The sequence below is a fragment of the Streptomyces sp. SBT349 genome (genome assembly GCF_001083795.1).
GTDB lineage: Bacteria > Actinomycetota > Actinomycetes > Streptomycetales > Streptomycetaceae > Streptomyces.
The window spans coordinates 19,447-34,815 of sequence record NZ_LAVK01000031.1 but is presented as its reverse complement, the minus strand read 5'-3'; the positions used below and the strand labels follow the sequence as shown (position 1 = coordinate 34,815).

13 protein-coding genes are annotated in these 15,369 nt (G+C 75.0%); 4 read left to right on the top strand and 9 right to left on the bottom strand.

From position 1 onward, the window contains the following. The 3 genes from ADY01_RS06415 to ADY01_RS06400 form a co-directional block, all read right to left on the bottom strand. A partial coding sequence (locus ADY01_RS06415) for a beta-ketoacyl synthase N-terminal-like domain-containing protein (RefSeq protein WP_199826177.1) occupies positions 1–1,295 on the bottom strand: 1,295 nt, incomplete at its 3' end. 1,568 nt (positions 1,296–2,863) lie between these two features. Further along, positions 2,864–4,000 carry a serine/threonine-protein kinase gene (locus tag ADY01_RS36715; RefSeq protein WP_078900054.1) on the bottom strand — a complete coding sequence of 379 codons (1,137 nt, stop codon included), beginning with the start codon at positions 3,998–4,000 and terminating at the stop codon, positions 2,864–2,866. Next, on the bottom strand, positions 3,997–4,806 hold the full coding sequence (locus tag ADY01_RS06400) for a hypothetical protein (protein WP_159001008.1): 810 nt from the start codon (positions 4,804–4,806) through the stop codon (positions 3,997–3,999). The genes ADY01_RS36715 and ADY01_RS06400 overlap by 4 nt, the downstream gene beginning before the upstream one ends. Before the next feature lie 94 nt (positions 4,807–4,900). Here ADY01_RS06400 and ADY01_RS06395 point away from each other — a divergent pair, with 94 nt between their 5' ends. The 3 genes from ADY01_RS06395 to ADY01_RS06385 all read left to right on the top strand — a co-directional run bounded on the left by ADY01_RS06395 (position 4,901) and on the right by ADY01_RS06385 (position 8,681). Next, positions 4,901–6,430 carry an ATP-dependent DNA ligase gene (locus ADY01_RS06395; protein ID WP_049567016.1) on the top strand — a complete coding sequence of 510 codons (1,530 nt, stop codon included), beginning with the start codon at positions 4,901–4,903 and terminating at the stop codon, positions 6,428–6,430. A 149-nt stretch (positions 6,431–6,579) separates the two neighbouring features. Next, positions 6,580–7,647, top strand: a complete 1,068-nt coding sequence (locus tag ADY01_RS36710) for a L,D-transpeptidase family protein (RefSeq protein WP_159001006.1) — start codon at positions 6,580–6,582, stop codon at positions 7,645–7,647. Between the two features lie 47 nt (positions 7,648–7,694). Then, positions 7,695–8,681: a ketopantoate reductase family protein gene (locus tag ADY01_RS06385; protein ID WP_049567013.1), complete on the top strand. Its 987-nt coding sequence runs from the start codon at positions 7,695–7,697 to the stop codon at positions 8,679–8,681. Positions 8,682–8,700: 19 nt separating this feature from the next. On the opposite strand, the gene ADY01_RS06380 is transcribed toward ADY01_RS06385, so the two are convergent. The 4 genes from ADY01_RS06380 to ADY01_RS06365 form a co-directional block, all read right to left on the bottom strand. Further along, on the bottom strand, positions 8,701–9,144 hold the full coding sequence (locus ADY01_RS06380) for a hypothetical protein (protein WP_049567010.1): 444 nt from the start codon (positions 9,142–9,144) through the stop codon (positions 8,701–8,703). A 58-nt stretch (positions 9,145–9,202) separates the two neighbouring features. Beyond that, positions 9,203–9,442, bottom strand: a complete 240-nt coding sequence (locus ADY01_RS06375) for a hypothetical protein (RefSeq protein WP_049567007.1) — start codon at positions 9,440–9,442, stop codon at positions 9,203–9,205. Positions 9,443–9,521: 79 nt separating this feature from the next. Then, positions 9,522–12,725: a substrate-binding domain-containing protein gene (locus ADY01_RS06370; RefSeq protein ID WP_049567005.1), complete on the bottom strand. Its 3,204-nt coding sequence runs from the start codon at positions 12,723–12,725 to the stop codon at positions 9,522–9,524. Positions 12,726–12,824: 99 nt separating this feature from the next. After that, positions 12,825–13,784 (bottom strand): pectate lyase family protein, encoded by a 960-nt coding sequence (locus ADY01_RS06365; protein WP_049567003.1) that lies wholly within the window; start codon positions 13,782–13,784, stop codon positions 12,825–12,827. Positions 13,785–13,906: 122 nt separating this feature from the next. Here ADY01_RS06365 and ADY01_RS06360 point away from each other — a divergent pair, with 122 nt between their 5' ends. After that, positions 13,907–14,131 (top strand): DUF2277 domain-containing protein, encoded by a 225-nt coding sequence (locus ADY01_RS06360; RefSeq protein ID WP_049567000.1) that lies wholly within the window; start codon positions 13,907–13,909, stop codon positions 14,129–14,131. 134 nt (positions 14,132–14,265) lie between these two features. Here the strand turns inward: ADY01_RS06360 and ADY01_RS06355 are convergent, their stop codons facing one another. After that, complete coding sequence (locus tag ADY01_RS06355) at positions 14,266–15,153, bottom strand: class I SAM-dependent methyltransferase (protein WP_234320104.1); 888 nt, start codon at positions 15,151–15,153, stop codon at positions 14,266–14,268. A gap of 84 nt (positions 15,154–15,237) precedes the next feature. After that, entirely contained in the window at positions 15,238–15,339 is a 102-nt protein-coding gene (locus ADY01_RS40355) for a DUF397 domain-containing protein (protein ID WP_234320102.1), read from the bottom strand. Between the last annotated feature and the right edge of the window lie 30 nt (positions 15,340–15,369).

Genomic DNA, 15,369 nt, shown 5'->3' with positions numbered 1-15,369 from the left:
TCCTCGATCAGCACGTGGGCGTTGGTGCCGCTGATGCCGTAGGAGAGGATCCCGGCGCGGCGCGGTTCCTCCCCGCGCGGCCAGGGGCGGGCCCGCCGCACCAGCCGCATCGTTCCCTCGGACCAGTCGACGGCCGGGGTCGGGCGCTCGGCGTGCAGGGTCGGGGGCAGCGTCTCGTGGTGCAGGGCCAGCACCATCTTGATCAGGCCCGCGAGCCCGGAGGCGGCGAGGGTGTGACCGATGTTGGACTTGACCGAGCCGATCCACAGCGGGTCCTCGGCGGTGTGGTGGCGGGCGTAGCCGAGGTGGAGCGTGGACGCCTCGACGGGGTCCCCGGTGCGGGTCCCGGTGCCGTGCGCCTCCACGGCGCCGACCTGGTCCGGTCTCAGGCGAGCGTCCCGCAGCGCGGCGGCGACGACGGCCCGCTGGGCGGGGCCGCTGGGGGCGGTGAGCCGTTCGCTGGCGCCGTCCTCGTTGACCGCGCTGCCGCGGATCACGGCGAGCACCGGGCGTCCGGTCGCCCGGGCGCGTTCCAGGGTCGTCAGCGTCAGCGCGGCGACGCCCTCGGCGGGGACGAAGCCTCCCGCGTCGGCGGCGAAGGCCCGGGACACGCCGTCCGCGGCGACCGCCCGCAGCCGCGAGAAGCGCACCAGCATCCTGGGCGCGGCCAGCACCGACGCGCCGGCCGCGATGGCCGTCTCGCACTCGCCCGAGCGCAGTGCCCGCACGGCCAGGTGGAGCGCCACCAGGCCCGAGGAGCAGGCGGTGTCCACGGTGAGGGCGGGCCCGTTGAGCCCCAGGACGTAGGAGATGCGGCCCGAGGCGACGCTCAGGGCGGTGCCGGTCAGCAGATAGCTTTCGAGGCCCGAGGCGTCCCGTCCGTCCTGGCGCAACAGGGTGTCGTAGAAGCTCTCGCACAGGCCCACGTACACGCCGGTGCGGCTGCCGCGCAGGGAGCCGGGTGCGATGCGGGCGCGTTCCAGGGACGTCCACGCGCTCTCCAGCAGGAGCCGCTGCTGGGGGTCCATCGCGGACGCCTCGCGCGGGCCGATGCCGAAGAGCCCGGCGTCGAATCCCGCGACGTCGTCGAGGAACCCGGCGCGGCGCACGTAGGTGGTGCCCTCGACGTCGGGGTCGGCGTGGTGGAGCCGCGCCAGGTCCCAGCCGCGGTCCTCCGGCAGCGGGGACGCGACATGGCGCCCGGCCAGGAGGAGGTCCCACAGGGCACGGGGGGAGTCGGCTCCGGGGAAGCGGCAGTCCATTCCCACGATGGCGACCGGTGTGTGAGCGTCCATGGCGTCCTCCCGGCGGGCGCCCACGCGGTGCGGTCCGGGCGGGCAGCAGGACGATAACGGCGCGGTGGCCCGGCGAGAACCCCTGGCCGCCGGACCCCGGGGTCGGCGTCGCGCGGAGCCGGCCTCCGCTGCCCCGGCGGCGCGTGCCCCGGCGGCGGCTCAGAAGGCTCAGAGGGGTCAGACGGGTCAGGCGGGTCAGGCGGGTCGGCCGCTCACGGTGAACGGGCCGTCCCAGGTGAGGTCGAGATCGGCGGCGTCGGGGCCCGGCGTGCGGAACGTGACCCGGTCGCGGCCGAAGCGCGGTGCGGCGAGGGACGCGGTGAACGTGTCCAGGTCCCCGTGGTCGGCGCGGCGGCCGACGACGCACACCCAGGCGGTGCCGGGGCCGCGGGGGCGCAGCTCCTGCCAGGCGTCGGGCCCCGCGGTCACCGGGTCCGCGCCCCCCTCGGTGGCCAGGGCCACATAGCCGTCGCCGAGGCGGCCCGCGGTCCACACTCCCTCGCGGGTCCACGCGTCGAGGCAGGCGATGGGGAACCAGGCGTGGGTGCCGGCCATCTCGTCGTCGGCGGGGACGCGGTACAGGGCCAGCACGGTGGAGGCGTGCTGCCGGGCGCGCGGCAGGATCCGGTTGCCCGCCCAGGCGTTGGGGCGGGCCGAGGGCGAGGCGGAGGCGTTGGGGGCGTGGGTGACGAACACCTGCGTCTCGGGTCCCAGGGTGGCGCCCCAGATGTGCTCCTGGAGACCCGGCAGGCCGGGCCGGTGGTCGTGGGCGCAGGCGAGCATCGCGTCCGGCGTCCTGAACACCGTCACATCCGAGGCGTAGGCGCGGGCCAGCAGGTCGTGCGCGGGGCGCAGGGTGCCGCGCTGGCTCTGCCTGCCCCACCAGCGCTCCGGCAGGTCCACGGCCGCCCGGCGGACGACCTCGGGCACGCGGTAGCGGCGGGCGGTGGCGATCGCGGTGGCGGGGAGCACCGCGTCGTTGAGCGCGCCGACGCCGAAGCACAGCCACATGATCGGGGCCGTCTCCTCCAGGCGGGAGGAGCGCAGCGTGGTGACGTAGGACCGGCCGTGGGCGCAGCCGTGCACGCCGCGCCAGGAGTGGACGGCCAGGCTGAACAGCACCCGGTCGGCGACGCCCGCGGCGAGCGCCTCGACCTCGGGGTCCCCGGCGAACTCGACCAGGGTGACCAGGGCGAGCAAGTCGATGGCGAGGTAGGCGTTGGAGTCGAACTCGCTGAATCCGCCCGCCAGTTTGCGCCGCATCCATGCGAGGGCCAGCTCGCGGCCGTGGGCGGCGTGGCGGGCGCCGGACCAGCCGGTGTTGGTGAACGTCGCGTCGCCGAGCGCCGTGCCCCACAGCAGCTCGGCGGTGTGCCACACCAGTTGGTGGTTCTCCGTGAAGTAGCACATGGCGTCCAGGCCGGGCTGGTCGATCCAGTACCTGAAGGCGAGCAGCGCGGCGGTGACGCGTTCCCTCAGCCCCTCCTCCCAGCGGGCGGGGTCGAGGCGGTGCCACAGGTGCAGCAGGCCGAGGGCCTCGAAGTCGGCGCAGTCGGCGCGGTGTTCGATCATCCACAGGGCGCGGTCGAGCCCCGTGGCGGCGACGCGGTGGGCCGGGTCGCGCAGCGCCCGCACCAGCTCGGCGGCGGCCGTTCCCTCCCGCTCCGCGGCGTGCGCGAGGAACTCCTCGTGCCAGCGGCCCGGTTCGCCCTCGGGCGCGGCACGGTAGGCGGGCGGCAGCACGGCGACGGGGAACTCCCGGAAGACGGGGGTCCGTTGACCGCGGCGCCCGGGCCCGCGCCCGCCTCGGTCGCGTCGACCGGGGGCAGCGCGAGGGCCGCCCCGGAACGTTCCTCGATCACCCGCACCACCGGCTCGGGCAGCCAGTCGCCCGCCGGCTCGCCCGACAGCCCGCGGCGCACCGCCGCCGTGTCGGGGCGTTGGGCCGGGTCCTTGGCCAGGCAGGCGGCGAGCAGCGGGCGCAGGCCGTCGGGCACGCCGCCGAGGTCGGGCTCCTCGTGCGCCGTGGCGTACAGATCGTCGCCGAACGGGCCGTGCCCGGCCGCCGCGTGCACCAGGACGCAGCCGAGCGAGAAGACGTCGCTGGGCGGCCCGACCGGCCGGTCGGCGCCGGAGCCGACCTGCTCGGGCGAGAGGTAGCCGGGGGTGCCGACGACCATGCCGGTGGAGGTGATCGTCGTGTCGTCCAGGGCGCGGGCGATGCCGAAGTCGATCAGGCGCGGGCCGTCCAGGGCCAGCAGCACGTTCCCCGGCTTGACGTCCCGGTGGACCAGGCCCGTCGCGTGGACGGAGGCCAGCGCCTCGGCCAGCAGCGCGCCGAGGACCCGCACGGCGCGCTCGGGCAGCGGCCCGTGGGCGTCGACCGACTCGGCCAGCGAGGGGCCGGGCACGTAGGAGGTGGCCAGCCAGGGCACGGCCGCCTCGGTGTCGGCGGCGACGACCGGCAGCACCCACCAGCTCGTCACCCGCCGGGCGCCGCCGACCTCGCGGCGGAACCGGGCCCTGAAGTGCGGGTCGTCCGCGTACCCGGCCCGCACCACCTTGAGCGCCACCAGGGCGTTCTCCGGGGAACGGGCCAGGTAGACGGTGCCCATGCCGCCGGAGCCCAGCAGGCCGAGCAGCCGGTGCCCGGCGAGGTGGGAGGGGTCGGAGGGGCCCAGGGGCCGCGCCAGGCGTGCGGTCACGCGAGCGCGTCCTCCGTCCTGGTCCCCATGGCCACCAGCGCGTCGGTGACCAGCGTGGCCACCGCCGCCTGGTCGAAGCTCCCGGTGCCGCTGGCCGAGACGGCCAGGGTGACCGGGCCGATGCGGTGGACCGCCCAGATGTAGGGGAACGGGCCCCCGTACGCGTCGCTCTGATGCAGCCCCGACTCGTAGACCTGGTCGTCGGCGACGCTCTGGCCGCGCACCCCGGACGGGTTGGCGAAGGAGGTCAGGCCGGTGATGTGCTCGCCCTGGCGGAGCTGCTGGTCGGGACAGCGCAGGGCCTCCTCCAGGGTGGTGGTCACCTCCTCGTCGGCGCTCTCGGTCGACCCGTGCGCCGTCACCGCCACGGTCACCCGCACGGGCGCCTCGCCGCCGGCGGCGGGCAGCTCCATGTAGCGGGAGAGGCTCGCGTGCACCGAGTCGGGCAGCGCCTCGCGCTGCCACACGCAGTCGGCGTCGAGCACGGCCCAGGTCTCGGGGGCGCCCTCGTAGGGGCTCGCCCCGACGAAGTCGGGACCCAGCGTCTGCGGGTCGGCCGCGATCCCCCGGACGAGTTCGAGCCCCTCGGCCGCGGTGGCCGGGAGCCGGTCCGGGTCGGGCTCGAAGGCGTAGGCGTCCGGCGCGGGTGCCGCGTCGGGCGGGGCCTCGCCGCCCTCGGCCGGGGCCGTTTCGGCGCCCCCGGACGGCTCGGCGCCGGGGGAGCCGGAGCCGCCGGAACAGCCGCTCACCACCAGCCAGACGGTGACCGCGGCCACCCCGGTGCGCACGAATCTTCGGCGCGGCATCTCCCACCCCCACAGGACCGCGAGTCCATCGGACGCGGATATCGTACGGGCCCGCCACGCTGCGTGTCTGTAGCGATCGCGCCACGATGGAGGCATGCTGCTGGCTGAGATCGTCGAGACCTCCCGCGAGGTCGCGGCCACCGCCTCGCGGACCGGGAAGGTCGCCGCGCTGGCCCGGCTGTTCTCGGGCACCGCGCCCGACGAGGCCCCCGTCGTCATCACCTATCTGGCCGGGCGGCTGCCCCAGCGCAGGCTCGGCGTCGGCTGGCGCACCCTGGCCGACCGGCCCCCGCCCGTCACCGCCCCCCGGCTCACGGTGGGCGCGGTGGACGCGGCGCTGACGCGGGTGGCCGCGGTGGCGGGCAAGGGCGCCGGGGCCGAACGGTCGCGGCTGATGGGCGCGTTGCTGGCCGAGGCCACCGAGGAGGAGCAGGACTTCCTCGTGCGGCTCATCGGCGGGGAGCTGCGGCAGGGCGCGCTCGACGCCTTCTCCGTCGAGGGGCTCGCGGCGGCGAGCGGCGCGGCCCCCGAGGACGTGCGGCGCGCGGTGATGCTGGGCGGCTCGCTGGGCGCGGTGGCCCGTGCGCTCCTGGCCGGAGGGGAGGACGCCCTGGCGGAGTTCGGCCTGCGGGTGGGGCGGCCGGTGCTGCCGATGCTGGCGCAGAGCGCGAAGGACCTGGACGCGGCGCTGGACCGGCTGGGCCCCAGCGTGATCGAGGAGAAGCTCGACGGGATCCGGGTGCAGGTGCACCGGGACGGCGAGGACGTGCGGATCTGGACCAGGACGCTCGACGAGATCACCGACCGGCTCCCCGAGGTGCGGGCCGCCGCCCTCGAACTGGCCACCGACAGCGCGGTCCTCGACGGCGAGGTCATCGCGCTGGACGAGGCGGGGCGGCCCCGCCCGTTCCAGGAGACCGCGGGCCGCGTCGGCTCGCTGCGCGGCACGCTGCCGCTCTCCCCCGTCTTCTTCGACCTGCTGGCGGTCGGCGGGCGCGAGCTGCTCGGCCTTCCCATCGAGGAGCGCCACGCCGAGCTGGCCCGCCTCGCCCCCGGGCCCCGGCAGGTGCGGCGGCTGCTCGCCACCGAGCCCGGCGACCCGGCGACGCGCCGCGCCGCACGGGAGTTCGGCGAGGAGACGCTCGCCAGGGGGCAGGAGGGGCTGATGGTGAAGGCGCTGGGGACGCCGTACAGCGCGGGGCGGCGCGGGTCGTCCTGGCTGAAGGTGAAGCCGGTGCACACCCTCGACCTGGTGGTGCTGGCCGCCGAGTGGGGGCACGGGCGGCGGACGGGAAGGCTGTCGAACCTGCACCTGGGGGCGCGCGCGGAGGACGGCTCGTTCACCATGCTGGGCAAGACGTTCAAGGGGCTGACGGACGCGCTGCTCGCGTGGCAGACGGAGCGGCTGGGGCGGCTGGCGGTCGAGGACGACGGCTTCACCGTCCGGGTCCGGCCCGAACTGGTGGTGGAGGTGGCCTTCGACGGCGTGCAGACGTCCACGCGCTACCCCGGAGGCGTGACGCTGCGCTTCGCGCGCGTCGTGCGCTACCGGGAGGACAAGACGCCGGACCAGGCCGATTCCGTGGCGGCGGTGAGGGCGTTGCTGCCCGGCGGGGAAGGGTGACGTCGGGGGCGACGCTGACAGTTGGGTAGCGGAATCGTGTTTCCATCGTTATGGGTGTAGCCGCAACATTCCGCCGCCTCAGCGCATCTTTAATCAATGGGAGCCTCAGTGGCTCTCACGAGATCTGGCACCACCCAGGGGGAATTCTGATGCGCTCCGCGCTTCTACGTCACCACCTCGTCTCGGCAGCGGCGAGTACCGCCGCCGTCGCCCTGCTGCTGACCGGCTGCTCGGCCCAGGGCTCCGAGCCCTCGGAGCCAGGGCCCTCCGAGTCGGCGCAGGAGGAGTCGCCGGGTCCCGACGACGGGGAGGGCGAGGAGGACGAGCCCGCCGACGAGGTCCTGATGGACTTCGGCGACGAGACCGACCAGGTGCGGGAGTTGCAGGCGCGGCTCCTCCAGCTGGGCCACTTCGCGGCGCAGCCGACCGGGTACTACGGCGATGTGACGCTGGGCGCGGTCTCCGAGTACCAGCGGGCGGCCGGGATGGACGTCTCCGGCACGGTGTTCCGGTCCACGTGGGACGCGCTGACCGGCGAGACCTCGGACCCGACCGAGGAGGAGCTCTTCCCGCCGCAGCAGGTCATGGGCTACGGCGACAACTCCGACCAGGTGCGCGAGCTCCAGGCCAGGCTGAAGCAGCTCGACCTCTTCGCGGACAACCCGACCGGCTACTACGGCGACGTGACCACCGCCGCGGTGACGGCGTACCAGGAGTCGCGGGGCATCGAGGCGACGGGCACGGTCTTCGAGCCGACGTGGGACACGCTGACCGGGGAGACGGAGCAGCCAGGCGAGGACGAGATGTTCCCGCCGCTGGAGGTTCCCGAGGTGGAGCCCGCCCAGGAGCTCGACGAGCGCTGCCTGACCGGCCGGGTGCTGTGCATCTCGAAGACCAGCTCGACCCTGTCCTGGGTGATCGACGGCGACGTGCAGCTGACCGTGGATGTGCGGTTCGGCGCCGAGGAGACGCCCACGCGCGAGGGCGAGTTCGAGGTCTACTGGAAGTCGCGCAACCACCACTCGACGCTGTACGACTCGCCCATGCCGTACGCGATGTTCTTCGACGGCGGCCAAGCCGTGCACTACTCGGAGGACTTCGCCGCCAACGGGTACAACGGGGCCTCCCACGGCTGTGTCAACGTCCGTGACGAGGGCGCCATCGCGGGCCTGTTCGACGACGTGGCCGAGGGCGACCGGGTCGTCGTCTACTGGTGAGTCCCGACCTCGGACCCGGGGTGAGGCACACGGGTGACAATGGCCCCATGCGCTACATCATCATCGGAGCGGGCGCGGTCGGCGGCGCCATCGGCGGACGACTGCACGAGGGCGGCCATGACGTGGTCCTGGTGGCGCGGGGCGCGCACGGCGCCGCGCTCCGGGAGCACGGGCTGAGGTTCACCACCCCCGAGGGGACGCGGACGCTGCGCGTCCCGGTCGCGGAGGGGCCCGAGGAGGCGGCGCCGCGCCCCGGCGATGTGCTGATCCTGGCGGTGAAGACGCAGGACACCGTGGCGGCGCTCGACGCGTGGTCCTCCGCCGGCGGCACCCATCCCGACGTCGCCGAACTGCCGCTGCTGACCGTGCAGAACGGGGTGGCCAACGAACGCCTGGCGCTGCGGCGCTTCGCGCGGGTGTACGGGGTGTGCGTGTGGCTGCCGGCGCAGTTCCTCGAACCGGGCGCCGTCACCGCCCCCTGCGCGCCCCTGACGGGGATGCTGCACCTGGGCCGTTACCCCGAGGAGGAGGCCGGGCCCGACGACGTGATCCACCGGATCGCGGCGGACCTGGAGAGCGCGCGCTTCCTCGCCCCCGTGGTCCCGGACGTGATGCGCTGGAAGTACGCCAAGCTCCTGGCCAACCTGGGCAACGCGGTGGAGGCGCTGTTCGGCCCGGTCGGCGCCGAGCCGGTGGCCGGGCTGCTGGCGCGGGCCCGCGCCGAGGGGATCGCGGCGCTGACGGCGGCGGGCATCCCGTTCGCCGGGGAGGCCGAGCAGGCCGCGGTGCGGGAGGGCCGGATGGGGATACGGTCCATCCCGGGCGCCCCGGACGCGCGCGGCTCGTCGTGGCAGAGCCTGCGGCGCGGCACGGGATCGATCGAGACGGACTACCTCAACGGGGAGATCGTGCTGCTCGGCCGCGAGTTCGGCGTGGCGACCCCGGTGAACGAGGCCCTCGCCCGCCACGCGAAGGCCGCGGCCCGCGAGGGGCGGGCCCCCGGCTCGCTGACCCCGGAGGACCTGGGCGTCTGAACGGCTCGGCGCCCCGGGGTCACTCCTGCTCCTGCTCCTGCTCCTCCGGAACGCGGCTGGTCACGCGGGTGTACCGCTGCCTGGCCGCCTGGGGGGTGCCGAGCCCCAGGCCGAAGGCGATCTCCTGCCACGTCAGGCCGCGCCCCCTGGCCATGGTCAGCAGCCCGGCCTCCAGCTCGTCCATCTCGCCCCTGGCGCGCGGCACGAGGGTGAGCGCGGCGGTGATGTCGGCGCGGTCCACCTCGGCCTCGCCCTCGGTGAGCTCCGCCGCGCCGCTCAGCAGGAACGAGACCAGCCGGATCGCCTCGTGCGGCGCGAGCACATACGGGTGGGTGCCCCGGGCGCGCTGCTCCTGGGTGACCGCGTGCCGCTCGGCGACGCGAAAGAGGGCGGCGGCGGCCCGGTGGGCGCGCGCCTGCTCGGGCTGGGGGGCGGTGAACGCGTCGCTGTCGGAGGTCTCCATGCGGCCAGCGTGCCCGGCCGCACGATCCGACGTCAACATCTTATTGAAAACATCTTGTTCAATCCCCGGGGCGCGGGCGGCGCTGGGATATCACGTGGTCCACGCGCCCGTCCTCGAAGACGACCACCGTGTCCGTCCCCTCCCGGGGGAAGTCCGTGTACAGCCAGGTGTCCCACGCCGCGTCCCGCGGGGCGACGCCCGCGTCGCCCCGGAAGCCCCCGAAGTCCAGCCGGTCCAGCGGGGCTCCGAGCGCCGACTCGACCTGGTCCGGCGTCATCCCCGGACTGATCTCCGCCACAGCCGCCTCCTCCTGCCAACCCCCCGGTACGGACGGACCGGACACTACGTCGCTCCGCTGGGACCGGTCCCGAGAAGCACTAGCCGACGTCGCGGTAGGCGTGCGGCGCCATGCCGGTGACCCGGCGGAAGACGCGGCTGAAGTAGGCGCGGTCGTGGAAGCCGACGGCGCGGGCGACCGTCTGGACGCTCTCGTCGCCGCGCTGGAGGCGCTCCTTGGCGCGCTTGATCCGCACCCGGGTCAGGTACTCCCAGAGGGTCAGGCCGAGTTCACGGTGGAAGAGGCGGCCGAGGTGGTCCTCGCTGACGCCCGCGGCCTGCGCGATCTGCCAGCGGCTGAGCCGGTTCCGGTAGTGCTGCTCGATGTAGGCGAGGGCGTGGCGGACGGGCGCCGGGTCGGCGGCGCGCGCGCTCCGTTCGGTCAACGAGGCGAGCAGGCGCGCCGTCTCGGGTTCGGTGAGGATGTCGCGGCCGAGCAGCACCAGCCCCGGGTGCGGCTCCGCGCGGCGGGCGTCGGCGGCGGTGAACCCCTGGTCGCTCAGCATCAGCGCAGGCGTGCCCGGCAGCCGTTCGACCAGGTCGAAGCCGTCCATGTCGGGCAGCACCCGGGCCACGACGAGCAGCCCGGGGCGTTCCTCGGCGACGAGGGCCAGCGCGGCGGTGCCGTCGGCCGCGGCGCGGACCGGGCGGCCGGGCAGCAGGCGGCCGAGCCGGTCGCGGGCGGCGGCGGTGCCGTCGGCGATCACAGCGGGGGCGGCCAGGCCGGAGGGGCGCAGGGCGTCCAGCGCGCGGTCGAGCCCCTCGCCGGTGATCTGCCCGGGGTGCCCGTAGAGGAGGAACGGGGTGTGGCGCAGCGCCTGGTGACCGTGCAGGCGGCGGACGGCCGACCACTCCTGGGCGGTGGCGGTGACGGCGTCCCAGGCGACGGCGGCGGGCCCGGCACCGGCGGTGAGCGCGACCAGGTCGTCGTCGGGGAGGAGGCGGTGCGGGCGCAGGCCGTGCGCGCGGGCCAGGGCGGCGATCTCCGGCGGCAGCGCCCGGCCGGGCGCGGCGACCAGCAGGGTGTCGCCCGGCTCGCGCGGCTCCCCGGGCCCGGCCGGGTCGGCGGGGGTGGGCAGCGGCAGCGTGAGGTGGAAGCCGGGGGCGCCCGCGTCCGCGCGGTGCGGGGCGACCGTGCCGCCGTGCAGGACGGCGAGGCGGCGGGCGATGGCCAGGCCGAGGCGGGCGCCCGGCTCGCCGGTGGCGAACGGCTGGAACAGCTCCTCGTCCCCGTCCCCGTGGGCGTCCAGGGCGAGTTCGGGGTGGGTGATGCGGACGGTGAGATGGCCGGGCGTGACCCGGGCGACGAGCGCGACACCGGGTCCGGCCGGGCCCCGGCCCGCCGCGGCGGTGAGCAGGTTGACGACGATCTGCCGCAGCCGCGCCTCGTCGGCGAGGACGGCGGGCAGGCGGCGCGGCAGGTCGAGGCGGCCGTCGCCCGGCGCGCCGCCCACGGTGGCGCGGAAGGTGTCGGCGAGCAGCGGGCGCGGGTCGATCAGGCGGCGGGAGAGGTCGAGGGCGTCGATCTCCGAGCGGGAGAGGTCGAGCAGGTCGTCGATGAGCCGCAGCAGCCCGCTCGCGTCCGCGTGCGCGGGCTCGCCGGGGCGGGTGTGGCGCAGGATCGCCTCGACGGGGGTGCGGAGTTCGTCGGTCGCGTTGTCCAGCAGCCTGGTCTTCAACCGGCTGGCGCGCTGAGCGGCGTCGCGCGCGTGGCGCACCTCGGTGAACAGGCGCACCCCCTTGAGGGCGGCGCTGATCTGGTCGCCCAGCGCCCGGTAGAGCGCGCCGTGCCGGGCGGCGGCACGGCGGTCGGCGGCCTCGAACGCGGCGAACCCGAGCTGCTCCGCGCCGATGTGGAGGGGTTCGAGCACGGTGGTGCGGGGGGCGGCGCCCGGTCCCCCGGGGGGAAGCGGATCGGCGCCGGGGCCCAGCGCGAGCCGGTGTTCCCGGATGCCGAGCCCCGGCAGGTGGCGGTCGAGCGCCCGCGCGAGCGCGGCGGTGTCGGTGACGGTGGTCAGGGCGGTGGCCAGCTCCCGCAGGCGGCGGGACTGCTGTTCGCTGGTCCAGCGCTCGTACTCCAGCAGCCGGTGGGACTTGTCGCCGACCATCAACCGGGCCTGGCCCACGAGCCGTTCGCGCCGCTGCCCGGCCCCGCCCGCCTCGCGCAGCCGCAGCAGGGCCCGGTCCAGGGCGGTGGCGTCCTCGACGGTGTGGACGCGTTCGCCGAGGTGGCGTTCGAGGACGGTGAGGAACGCGACGCCCGGCTCGTCGAACGCCCGCCTCAACTCGGCGTCCAGCGCCGGGCCTTCGGGCGGCTCCCGCTCCGGCAGCGCCGTTTCCTCTCCCTGGGTGACCAGCGGCGAGGGGCAGCCGCAGGAGCGGCGGGTGACCAGCGTCCCGGCCACGACGCGGCGGTCGGGCGGCCTGGTGCCGCGCAGCCGGGCGACGAGGGTGTCCACGGCGAGCGCGCCCAGTTCGGCGAAGGGCAGCGCCACCGAGGTCAGGGGCGGGTCGCTGATCCTGGCCTCCGTCGAGTCGTTGAAGCTGATGAGCGCCAGGTCGTCCGGGACGCGGATGCCGCGCCCGGCGAGGAAGCGGAGGGCGTCGGCGGCCAGCACGTCGCTGCACGCCACCACGGCGTCGAAGTCCCGCCCCGGGCGCAGGCCGCGCACGTCGAGCAGCACGCCCATGGCGGCGGCGCCCGCGCCCGCCGCGTAGTCCACGGAGGCCGAGACCAGCGCGCGGTCGCGCGGGAGGCGGTGGCGGGCCAGCGCGTCGGCGTAGGCGCGGAACCGCTCCAGCGAGACCGGGTTGCTCAACGGGCCGCGCAGGCACGCGAGGCGGCGGCGGCCGTGGTGCCGCACGAGGTGGCCGACGGCCTCGCGCATGCCCGCGTGGGTGTCCAGGAGGAGCGTCTCGTGGCCGTCGATCGCGCGGTTGAGGCTGACGACGTGGCCCAGGCGCGCGAGGCGGCCGACCAGGCGGGCGGCGTGGCCGCCCTCGATTCCCCGCGCCGGGAGGCCGAGCGTGGAGGCCCAGCAGATGGCGCCGTCGACGCGGTCGGGGGAGAGGAGGTCGTACAGCGCGTTGCGCGGGGCGCCGTCGCCGGGGCGTAACGCGTCGCCCGGGAGGCAGACGAGGTCGACGTCGTTGCGCTCGGCGGCGTCCAGGACGCCGGACCAGAGGGTGGCGCCCACGCCGAGGTGGATGTTGGCCGTGACGAGGGCGACCGTCGGTGCCCCCACGGGACCCTCCTCAACACACGCGCGGCTCGGGTGGCGTGGACGATAGCCGCGCCCTGGCGCCCCGGCAAGAGCCGGGACGCCAGGGAGGGGTGCGGAGGGTCAGATGTTCCCGACGCCGGCGCCCCCGGTCACGATGGACTTGACGCTGGACGCGTTGTCCGGCGAGTAGCCGTAGGGGATGGAGGCGACGGAGCCGCCCGCCTCGCCCGAGCCCGAGTTCACGAAGTGGTTGTCACGGGCGACGATGCTGCCGGGGCCCGAGTCGGCCTCGCCGAGGTGGAACGGGTCCTCGGTGTTCTCGAAGAAGTTGGCCTCGACCAGCACGCCCGCGTCCTCGGTGGAGGCGACGCCGTAGCTGCCGACGTTGTCGTAGTAGTTGTTGTAGACGTGGACCGGGTCGCCGAAGCGGACGCGGGGGTTGCGCTGGTTGACGCCGTCGAACCAGTTGTGGTGGTAGGTGACGTTCAGGCGCCCGACGTCCTCGCTCGCGTTGCCGTCGTCGTGGCCGAGCAGCATGTTCTTGTCGGAGTCGTAGGTGTGGTTCCACGACACCGTGACGTCGGTCGAGGCGCGCTTGATGTCCAGGGCGCCGTCGTTCGGGTTGGTGAAGTCGTTGTGGTCGATCCAGACGTTCGTCGAGTACTGGACGTTGATGCCGTCGTCGTTCGAGTTGCTGAACGTGAGGTTCTGGATGATCACGTTGTCGGCGTCGGCGATGTTGAGGCCGCTGCCGTCGATGCGGCCCGAGCTGCCGACGCCGATGATCGTCTTGTCGGAGGACACCCGGGCCATGTCGTCCAGCTCGATGGTGCCCTGGACCTGGATCTGGAGCGGGCCGTCGCTGTCGGCGGCCTCGATGAACGCGTCGGCGTCGGAGACGGTGACCACGTCGCCCCCGGCGCCGCCGGTCGTGTCGGCGCCGAAGCCGGTGGGGGTGCCGACGGCGAGCGTCTCGGCCTGGGCGGGCTCGGAGTCGGCCGCGTTGGCCGTGGTGACGCCGCCGACGCCGCCGAGAACAACGACGGTGGCCAGCGCGAATCGTGCGCTCGTCCTGCGCATGGGATTCTCCGTCCGGGAGTGGTGGGGGGTGGGAGGTGCCGCGCGGCTGCTCCGATGCTAGGTCGGGGCCTGTGGAGGATGACGGGCCATGTGTGGACTTTGGCGCGGTGCACACTGGAGGCATGTGCCGCAGCATCAAGACACTCCGCGCGCCGGTCACGCCCGAGGTCTCCGAGGAGGAGATCCGGGCGGCGGCGCTCCAGTACGTCCGCAAGGTCTCGGGCTTCCGCCGGCCCGCCGCCCACAACCAGGCCGCCTTCGACGAGGCGGTGGAGGCGGTGACGGCGGCGACCGGCCACCTCCTGTCCCACCTGGAGGTCCGGGGCGCGAAGCCGAAGGCGCCCTGACGGCCGCCCCTGGGTACCAGCCTCGACCCCGGCGGTGAACCTGGAGGGGCCGCCGTCAGTCCGCCGGGCACCTCGTCACGCAGATCCGCGCGCCGGGGCGCGCGCCAACGCGACTACGCTGTGATCCGACCTCGTCACCCCTGGAAGTGCCAGATGATCTCCACCGGGACTCCGGCGTTGGCCGCCGCGGTGGCCTCGGGGACGAGGTCCATCAGGGACCATGGCCAGTCCTCCCACGGACCCATGTCGGTCGTGGGCTGCCGCGGCGGGTCCGCCGGCTCCGCGGATCGCCCCCCGGGCTCCTCGCAGCGTCGGACCTGGAGCCCCACCGCGAGCGCGGCCCGCAGATAGTCCCCGACCGCGTGACGGTAGGTGTCCAGCCGCGCCGGCCTCCCGTCCGGCAGGCGCACCGCGGGAATCGAACCCCGCGCCACCCACTCCGGGTGGATGTCCGAGATCACGAGGTGCCCGCCCGGGCACAGCACCCTGGCGAACTCCGCGATCACCGGCCCCAGTTCAGGCACATGCGTCAGGGCGAGGGAACAGACCACCAGGTCCACGGCGTCGTCGGCCACGGGCAGCCGGTGCAGGTCGCCGAGGCGGAACTCGCCACCCGGCACCCGCTCACGCGCCCGCGCCAGCATGTCCGCCGAGCTGTCGACGCCGACGGTCCGGTGACCACGCCCTGCCAGCAGGGCCGTCATCCGCCCGGTGCCGCACGCGGCGTCCAGGGCCACGCCCTCCGGTATCCCGTCGAGGATGTCCCCGACCACGGGCTCGTCGATGTCGAACGCCGAGTTGGGGCCGTCATACGTCTCCGACCAGATCCGGTATCCATCGACCGTGCTCACGCGATCGACATCCACGGCCGCGTCCGCGCCCGCCAGCGTCTCGTCGTCGAGCAGCTTCCGGATCTCACCGATCCGCGCCTCGACGAACGCGCGATCGTGCTCCCCGGCGAACGAACGCAGCAGGGCGGTCCCCTCCAGGCCCACCAGATAGGCGAGCGGATTCTGGTGCATCACGGCGCGACGCTAACGACGCGCGTGGCGGCGGCGCCACCCGATTACCTCCCGGTGGGGTGGCTGCTCCGCCTTCGGGGTGGATCAGTCCTCGTAGACGCCCCCGCACACGTCCGCCACGAACGCGGCGAACGAGCCGGGGCTCACCAACAGGGCAGGCCCGGAACCATCCGTGGAGTCACGCACGGCGCGGCCGGCAGTGCCTCCCGGAGGGTG

Bases quoted from the DNA above. Each gene is read 5' to 3' on its own strand.
- ADY01_RS06385 (WP_049567013.1), top strand. From the start codon at position 7,695: ATGCGCTACATCATCATCGGAGCGGGCGCGGTCGGCGGCGCCATCGGC.
- ADY01_RS06355 (WP_234320104.1), bottom strand. From the start codon at position 15,153: ATGCACCAGAATCCGCTCGCCTATCTGGTGGGCCTGGAGGGGACCGCC.
- ADY01_RS06380 (WP_049567010.1), bottom strand. From the start codon at position 9,144: ATGGAGACCTCCGACAGCGACGCGTTCACCGCCCCCCAGCCCGAGCAG.
- ADY01_RS06400 (WP_159001008.1), bottom strand. From the start codon at position 4,806: ATGCCGCGCCGAAGATTCGTGCGCACCGGGGTGGCCGCGGTCACCGTC.
- ADY01_RS06365 (WP_049567003.1), bottom strand. From the start codon at position 13,784: ATGCGCAGGACGAGCGCACGATTCGCGCTGGCCACCGTCGTTGTTCTC.
- ADY01_RS06360 (WP_049567000.1), top strand. From the start codon at position 13,907: ATGTGCCGCAGCATCAAGACACTCCGCGCGCCGGTCACGCCCGAGGTC.
- ADY01_RS36710 (WP_159001006.1), top strand. From the start codon at position 6,580: ATGCGCTCCGCGCTTCTACGTCACCACCTCGTCTCGGCAGCGGCGAGT.
- ADY01_RS06395 (WP_049567016.1), top strand. From the start codon at position 4,901: ATGCTGCTGGCTGAGATCGTCGAGACCTCCCGCGAGGTCGCGGCCACC.